This window comes from Synechococcus sp. R55.2 (assembly GCF_047462075.1).
In the GTDB taxonomy this organism is placed as follows: Bacteria; Cyanobacteriota; Cyanobacteriia; order Thermostichales; family Thermostichaceae; genus Thermostichus.
The window spans coordinates 1-7,341 of sequence record NZ_JANSIH010000136.1 but is presented as its reverse complement, the minus strand read 5'-3'; the positions used below and the strand labels follow the sequence as shown (position 1 = coordinate 7,341).

General features: G+C 59.5%; 9 protein-coding genes. 6 read left to right on the top strand and 3 right to left on the bottom strand.

Annotated elements, in window-relative coordinates; genetic code table 11:
* Positions 1-79: 79 nt before the first annotated feature.
* The gene (locus tag NW838_RS05125; RefSeq protein ID WP_414358242.1) at positions 80-475 is read right to left on the bottom strand and encodes a metal-sensing transcriptional repressor; all 396 of its coding nucleotides are present in this window, start codon (positions 473-475) and stop codon (positions 80-82) included.
* A 114-nt stretch (positions 476-589) separates the two neighbouring features.
* On the opposite strand from NW838_RS05125, the gene sds reads away from it, so the two are divergent.
* Entirely contained in the window at positions 590-1,561 is a 972-nt protein-coding gene (gene sds / locus NW838_RS05120; RefSeq protein ID WP_414358241.1) for a solanesyl diphosphate synthase, read from the top strand.
* Positions 1,562-1,589: 28 nt separating this feature from the next.
* Here sds and lepB read toward each other — a convergent pair whose 3' ends face one another.
* Complete coding sequence (gene lepB / locus NW838_RS05115; protein WP_041436160.1) at positions 1,590-2,276, bottom strand: signal peptidase I; 687 nt, start codon at positions 2,274-2,276, stop codon at positions 1,590-1,592.
* Between the two features lie 161 nt (positions 2,277-2,437).
* Here lepB and NW838_RS05110 point away from each other — a divergent pair, with 161 nt between their 5' ends.
* On the top strand, positions 2,438-2,794 hold the full coding sequence (locus NW838_RS05110; RefSeq protein ID WP_011432108.1) for a hypothetical protein: 357 nt from the start codon (positions 2,438-2,440) through the stop codon (positions 2,792-2,794).
* 31 nt (positions 2,795-2,825) lie between these two features.
* Here the strand turns inward: NW838_RS05110 and NW838_RS05105 are convergent, their stop codons facing one another.
* Positions 2,826-3,872 (bottom strand): hypothetical protein, encoded by a 1,047-nt coding sequence (locus tag NW838_RS05105; RefSeq protein WP_414341703.1) that lies wholly within the window; start codon positions 3,870-3,872, stop codon positions 2,826-2,828.
* A gap of 168 nt (positions 3,873-4,040) precedes the next feature.
* On the opposite strand from NW838_RS05105, the gene NW838_RS05100 reads away from it, so the two are divergent.
* The 4 genes from NW838_RS05100 to NW838_RS05085 are packed head-to-tail and all read left to right on the top strand — an operon-like array spanning position 4,041 to position 7,200.
* On the top strand, positions 4,041-4,760 hold the full coding sequence (locus NW838_RS05100; protein WP_414358234.1) for a pyridoxine 5'-phosphate synthase: 720 nt from the start codon (positions 4,041-4,043) through the stop codon (positions 4,758-4,760).
* Positions 4,761-4,774: 14 nt separating this feature from the next.
* A complete protein-coding gene (locus NW838_RS05095; RefSeq protein ID WP_011432111.1) occupies positions 4,775-5,407 on the top strand; it encodes a DUF3318 domain-containing protein in 633 nt (210 codons plus the stop codon).
* 12 nt (positions 5,408-5,419) lie between these two features.
* The gene (locus NW838_RS05090; RefSeq protein ID WP_414427622.1) at positions 5,420-6,253 is read left to right on the top strand and encodes a biotin--[acetyl-CoA-carboxylase] ligase; all 834 of its coding nucleotides are present in this window, start codon (positions 5,420-5,422) and stop codon (positions 6,251-6,253) included.
* A 41-nt stretch (positions 6,254-6,294) separates the two neighbouring features.
* On the top strand, positions 6,295-7,200 hold the full coding sequence (locus tag NW838_RS05085; RefSeq protein ID WP_414427621.1) for a M23 family metallopeptidase: 906 nt from the start codon (positions 6,295-6,297) through the stop codon (positions 7,198-7,200).
* Positions 7,201-7,341: the final 141 nt, after the last annotated feature.

The window sequence follows — 7,341 nt, the reverse complement described above, 5'->3', positions numbered from 1 at the left end:
CTCTATCTCGTCAGTGCTCTCTTTTGGCTCAAATGAAAGATCAACACAACCTAGTTTAAATCAAAATGACCATCAAAACCTAGCCGATAAAACGATCCAGAGCCCGCTGCAACTCTTCCAGCTCCACCTCGATATTGCCGGTCTCGATGGCATGGCGGATGCAGTGGCGAATGTGATCGTCCAAAATCAGCCGCGCCACCCGATCCAGCGCTCCCTTGACGGCGGCAATTTGCAGCAGCACATCTGGACAAGGCTGATCCTGCTCGATCATGGAGCGGATCCCGTGCACATGCCCTTCGATGCGAGCCAAGCGGTTGATCAACTTGCGCCGAGACTGGGGATCATGATGGTGAGGCTGGGCCCGCCCAGGCAGCGGCGGCTTTTCCAGCGCCAGCTCCCACTCCTCCTCCCAATCGGGTTCTGAAGGGAGCGGCGGAACGGAATGAGATCGAAGTGGGGGAACGGGATCCGACATAAAAAGGGCAAAGGACTGCCTGCATGATACCGCTTGGTTTTCCCCGGGAACGATGGGGTACTCTACAATAGGAAAAGATGTGAAATTTTGTAAAACCTCTCATACTTTGGCTCCATGACCTCTGTGCTCTCCCCCTTTGGCCCTGTAGAAGCGGATCTGGAGCGTTTACGCCAGAACCTGACGCGGTTGGTGAGTGCCAAGCACCCCATTCTGGCCATGGCTGCCGAACATCTGTTTTCGGCGGGAGGGAAAGGGATCCGGCCAGCCATTGTGCTCCTCATCGCCCGCGCCACCACCCCAGATGGAGAGATTACCCCACGGCATTGGCGCTTGGCAGAGATTACTGAGATGATCCACACGGCCAGCTTGGTTCACGACGATGTGATTGATGCTGCCGATGTGCGACGGGGCATCGATACGGTGAATACCCTCTTCGACAATCGGATAGCCGTGCTGGCGGGGGATTACCTCTTCGGCCAAGCTGCTTGGTACTTGGCCAATCTGGACAACCTGGAGGTAGTGAAGCTCCTTTCCAAAGTAATCATGGATTTGCCGGAGGGAGAGGTGCGCCAGAGCCTCACCCGCTTCGACCCGGATGTGTCGATGGAAGACTACCTGGCCAAGAGCTTCTACAAAACGGCCTCCCTCATGTCCGGCAGTTCCAAGGCTGCTGGCCTGCTGAGCGGGGTTAGCGAGGAAGTGGCGGATCGCCTGTTCGATTTTGGGCGGGATCTGGGCATTGCTTTTCAGATCGTCGATGATCTGTTGGATTTCACCGCTTCGGCAGAGACGCTTGGCAAGCCTGTGGGATCCGACCTCATCCAGGGCAACCTCACTGCACCCGTTCTGTTTGCCCTAGAGGAATTTCCCCAGATGCGAGAGCTCATTCTCAGGGAGCTGTCCAACCCGCAAGACCTGAAGCAGGCCCTGGAGTGGGTGTATCAAAGCGAAGGGATCCCACGCTCTCGTCAGTTGGCCCGCGACTATGCCCAGCGGGCTGCCGAAGCGCTGTATAGCCTGCCGGACTCTGTGGCGCGCCGTGCTTTGTTTCAGATGGTGGACTATGTGCTGGAGCGGCTGCACTGAGCAGTCCCGACAGGGTCAAGCTGGCTTTCTACCGGGCTGTGTTGCCCAACACTTGGGCCTCTGGAAGAAGCTCAGGATATTCTGGCGGGGCGAAAAAGTGTAGGCGATTTGGGGGCCAAAAGCGAAAAATGGTGTTGCCGATGATGTTTTCTTCCGGCAAGAAACCCCACACATGGGAGTCTTGGCTGTCGTTGCGGTTATCCCCCATCACAAAATAGGAGCGGGGAGGAACCACGAATTCGGATCCCTGATTGGGAACTCCAGGACAGCGCTCGCCAGGGCAAGAATAGTCGGGGGGGGCATAGATGTAGTCTTCCCGCAGCGGGATCCCGTTGATGATGACCTCACCGTTGGCGATGCGAATGCGATCTCCCGGCAGGCCGATCACCCGCTTGATGTAGGCCCCGTCGAAGTTCAGTTTGGCGGGAGGGTTGAAAACAATAATATCGCCTCGTCTGGGCGAACCAAAGCGGTAGCTGACCTTTTCCACCACCAGCCGATCCCCTTCTTCCAGAGTGGGCAGCATCGAATCGGAGGGGATCCAACGCGCCTCTGCCACAAAGGTGCGAATGCCGAAGGCCAGCAACAGAGCCAGCACCACCGTCAGAAGGTTTTCCCGTTGCGCCTGCCACCAGCTGCGGGATCCCGAGCTGGCAGGGGTTTCCCCTGATGGCGACTGGGGCTTGGGCAGAGGAGTTGGATCTTTTGACGGCATGGAAGCTAACGAACAAGACTTCACGATCTCAAGATTACCGCACCCAATCCAGGGCAGCAGAATGGGAGGCCCTCCCATTAAACCCCTGCCGGAGAGACGAATAGCCGGCAATAGCATAGGATGGGTATTCTGGTGTACCGTACTCGCGACTGTCAGCCTCCATGACGATTTCAACGGAAGAGCGCCTAGAGCGGGTCGAGCGCCTGGTCGAGGCCAATAGCCAAGCAATAGCTCGTCTCACCCAACAACAAGAGGAAGTTTTGAGGCGGATCGATCGGCTCTCAGGGGATAGCGAAAAACTCTCGGAGCGGGTTGAAAAGCTCTCGGGCGATGTCGAAAAGCTCTCGGGCGATGTCGAAAAGCTCTCAGGTGATGTCGAAAAGCTCACTTTTAAGTTCGACACCTCACAAACCATCGGGGAACGGCTGGAACGTCTAGCCACCAGCCTGATTGCCGGTGCCACCATCAGCATCATTGCCGGAGTGATTTTGGTGCTGCTGCGGGAGGGATCCCGTTGAAGGGATGTTGCTCGGGGCTGGTTTTGGGGGGTCAACTGCCGGAATTGAGTTTTTCCCAGTCCTGCTGGTGGATGGCGATCATCTGGGCTTGGGCTTGAATAGCTGCCAACACCTCCGTCATCAGGGGCCAGTCGCTCCGCGGCGGACTGGGGTACTGCTTAAGCTTGTCAACTGTGTTGCTGAGAGCACTTTGCAATTGTTGCAGCAGTTGATAGGTCTGTTGGGCCAAAGCTAGGGTCTCAGAGACGCGGAGGTTATTCTGGCCTTGTTGATATTTCTGGAGAGCTTCCCCTCGCAGGATGCTCAAGATGGCCCCTTCTCTAGAGGCGGCAGTCTGGCCACTTTTGGAGCGCTGCGGTATGATGCGCAACTGCAACACCAGTGGCTCCCCCCGGTACATCCGCTCCACCTCTGCCTGCTGCGGCTCCCCGATCAACTCCGGATCCAGCGCCATCATCCGCTTCATGGCGGTGATCAACTTCGCTCGTATGGACTCGGAGAGATCTTTGAACAGATCCCGCAAAATCCCCTGCTGGCGGTAGCGCACTCGACAAGAAGGCCCCTCTTGAGGCTCCACGAAAATTTGCTCGGCTTTCTCATCCAAAGCCCGCCGCAGCATCGAGTTGAGCAACTGCTGCACTGTCTCTTCTGATTCGTCGGCGGGGACGGACGGAGGCTGGGTTGGCCTCAACTGCGTGGGTGGCCCCGACACGGGAGCAGGAACCTCCCGAGTCACCCGGTTGGCTTGGGCCTGGAGGCGCAGCCGCTCCACCTCTGCCGGGTCGGGGGGATGGCTGAAGTAGTAGGCAATTAAATCCTGCTGCTGCTGAGCGGTGAGAGGGATTGGCTGGACGGAAATCTGGGAATAGGCCAGCATCTTGCTCACATAGTCCAGCGCCGCCAAATCCTGGGGATCCACCATGCCCAAGATGAGGCTGTCGGTATCCAGGGCCAAGGGAACAACTTGGTAGTAAATGCAGATCTCCACCGGCAAGTACTGGGCAATTAGAGCCGGCACTCGCGCCCGGTCAACAAGGGAGTGTTGTCCCACCGCCAGAGAGGCATCTGGATCAGTCATGGCAAGCCCGGAGTGGATCCCGCACAGGCGAGACGTCGCTACCTGATCATAGAGTAAAGCCTACACCCTCGCGGCCTGAGGCCCATGGCATCCTGGCTCATCTGACCGGCGTAAATTGAATAATGTAATACTAGGGGTATTCTCCTCTACACCCAAAGCAGTAAAGCCTTGTTAAGTCTTGGAGTTAACATCGACCACATTGCCACCCTTCGACAGGCACGCCGCACGGTGGAGCCGGATCCGGTAGCGGCAGCGGTGATTGCCGAGCTGGCGGGGGCAGATGGCATTACGGTGCACTTGCGCGAGGATCGCCGTCACATTCAAGATCGGGATGTGCGGCTGCTGCGGCAAACCGTGCGCACCCACCTCAACCTGGAGATGGCAGCCACCGATGAGATGGTGGCGATTGCCCTGGAGGTCAAGCCCGACTACGTCACTTTGGTTCCCGAGCGGCGGGAGGAGATCACCACCGAAGGTGGGTTGGATGTGGCGGGGCAGGTGTCGCGCCTCAGGGATGTGGTCGGCCAACTGCAGGGATCCGGCATTCCCGTCAGCTTGTTTATCGACCCGGATCCGACCCAAGTTGCTGCTGCTGCCCAAGTGGGAGCCCGCTGGGTGGAGCTCCACACGGGGCGCTACGCAGAAGCCTCATCCGAAGCTCAGCGGCAGGTGGAACTTGACCACCTGGAAAAGGCCAGCCAACAGGCCCTTCAACTGGGCTTGCGGGTGAATGCGGGACATGGTCTTACCTACTGGAATGTCGGCCCGGTGGCGCGGATCCCTGGCATGGAGGAGCTGAACATCGGCCACAGCATTATCAGTCGAGCGGTGCTGGTGGGGCTGGATCGGGCGGTGCGAGAGATGCGTCAGGCGATGGGACTAAGCTGAGGAGCAGGCCCGGCATGAACTCGGAATACTACGGCTACGAAAACTACGTTCTGGATCAGGCGGAGATTGAGCGCCTGTTGGATCTGCTGCCAGCCAGTATGCGGGAGAGTGTGAAGATCTTGCCCGCCTCGGAACGGCAAACGGTGGTGATCAAAGGCCGTCGGCAAATGCCCTGGGAACGGCAGATGCGGCTGTTCATCAAGCCCTACGAGTGGCGGCAATTTACCCCCCTGCAGCGGGCGGGGCTGTTCCTGCACAAGGTGGGCTACTACAGTCGGGCGGTGTCGCGGCAGATCGACTTTTACCTGGCCATAGCAGCTCTGGGGGGGTTGAGCTTGATCTTCGAGGCCGTACAACAGGATCCCGTGGGAGCAACCGTTTCGGGGGGTTTGAGTGGCTTGGCCCTCTGGCAGTTGCGCCGCGACCAAACCAATGACCGTCGTCTGTTGGCTGCTGACGCCTATGCGGTGGATCGCCTGGTGTTGCGCGGGATCCCGCGGCTGCAGGCGGTGGAGGCCCTAGGGCAGGCGCTGCATGTGGAGGCCCGTCTGGAGGGGCGCTCGGGCAATGATCTGCTGGACATGTTGCGCTACCAAAACCTCAAGCGGCTGGCCCAGCGTCCGGCGGAAGACATTGTGTTGAGCTAATCCCGGGTAGAGATGCTTTCTCCCTCGCGGCTGGGATCCCAGGCGGGCCGGTGGGGCCGCCATCTGCTGCAAGTGGCGGTGACCGATTCCACCAATCGGCTGCTCTTGGACTGGGGCCGTCGGTTCCCACAGCCGCTGCCAGTGGGCACAGTTTTGGTCAGCACCCGCCAACGGGCTGGGCAAGGTCAACATGGGCGAGTGTGGCACTCGCAGCCGGGGGGGCTGTACCTGTCCGTTTGGCTGGGATCCCCGCCCTTGCATCACTCGCTGCTGGAACTGACCCTGACCTTGGGCTGGGGCATTGCGGGCCGTTTACGGCAAAACCTTGGGATCCCGCTGCGGCTGAAATGGCCCAACGATTTGGTGGTGGTGGACGAGCAGCGCCCGGATTCTCTGCTCAAGCTGGGGGGGATCCTGGTGCAAAGCCGCTGTGGGGGGCGCGGGCCGCTGCTGGGGTGGGTGGCCGGTGTGGGGGTGAATGTCAACAACCCCGTTCCCATTGGGGCAATCACCTTAGCCCAAATTTTGGGATCCCCTCTGCACCGCTCACTCGACCGCACCGAGATTGCCGGCTGGGTTCTGCAGGGGATGGAGCAGGGATTCCACGTCTGGTTGCAAGGGGGATTTGCCCCCGTTCGCTCAGAGTACGAAGCCTGGATGGTCAAGCCGCAAGTCCAATGGCTCGAAAGGGGGACTAGCCTCACGATCTTGGGCCTTGCCGAGGATGGAAGGGTGCGAGTACAAACACAAGGGGAGCGACATCTGCAACAGCAGCAATCCATCCGGACGCTTACACCCGACCAAGTTCGCTTGAGCTATCACATGCCGGCGGGCGATAGCCTGTAATTTCTCTTGTGTTTTTTATGTGGCCTGTGTTGAACTCGGTGATGAAGCTTTTGGTTATGGCAGCGCGCCTTTTCTCCCCCCGAGCTCGGCGGCTGCGCTTTTGGCTGAAGCTGGGGCTGGCTCTGCTCTGGTTTTATCCCACTGCTCTGCTGGCCCAAACCCAACCAACCCCTTTGCCCCCGCCGCCCATGGTGGAACCGGCCCTAGACACGCCTGGGGCAGCAGCCCTGCTGCTGGATGGAGCCATTCCTTTACGAGAGGGCAGCCCTGCGACCCTTGAGGCAGAAACCCGCCCAGAGACGGTAGTAGGCCGCGAGATCGTGATTGAGCCCCAGAAGAACCATGACCTGGTTCCCCATGCTCAGCCTGAAGGTGGGGTGCCGGTGGTGCTGATGGAACGCAGCTCCGGTCGCCGCATCATTCTCGCCCCCGGCCAAGAGATTCGCATCGAGGATCCCAGCCAGCCCCAAGCTCCTGAACCGCAAACGCCAAGGTTGCCTGAACTGGCGGCAGGTGACGAACGACTGCTCTACCCCCTACCTCACCCGGTGCCGATTACTTCTGGATTTGGCATGCGAATTCACCCCATCCGCGGAGAGCCGGAGTTTCATGCTGGAGTGGATTTGGGGGCCAGCATGGGCACGCCGATCTTGGCCTCTTTAAGCGGCAAGGTGGTTACATCGGGATCCTTGGGGGGTCTGGGGATCACCGTTGTGCTGGAGCATGCCGGCGGTCGGCGCACTCGCTATGGCCACATGTCCGAAGTTGCTGTAACACCGGGGGAAGTGGTAGAGCGGGGATCCGTCATCGGCTATGTGGGGGCGACCGGAGCGGTAACTGGGCCGCACCTCCACTTTGAGCTGTGGAAGCGGGCGGTGGGGCAAGGTTGGGTGGTTCTGGACGCCACAGATGATCTGAAGGTTGCTGTTGCCCAGCTGCCGGGTTAGCCAGAGCCGGCTTGGGTTAGCATAGGTGGGCGGGCTCCAACTGGAATGCTGGCGCAGGTAACCAGTTGGGTCATGCAGGTTTTGCGGACGTGGCGGAACGGCAGACGCGCTAGACTTAGGATCTAGTGCCGCAAGGCGTAA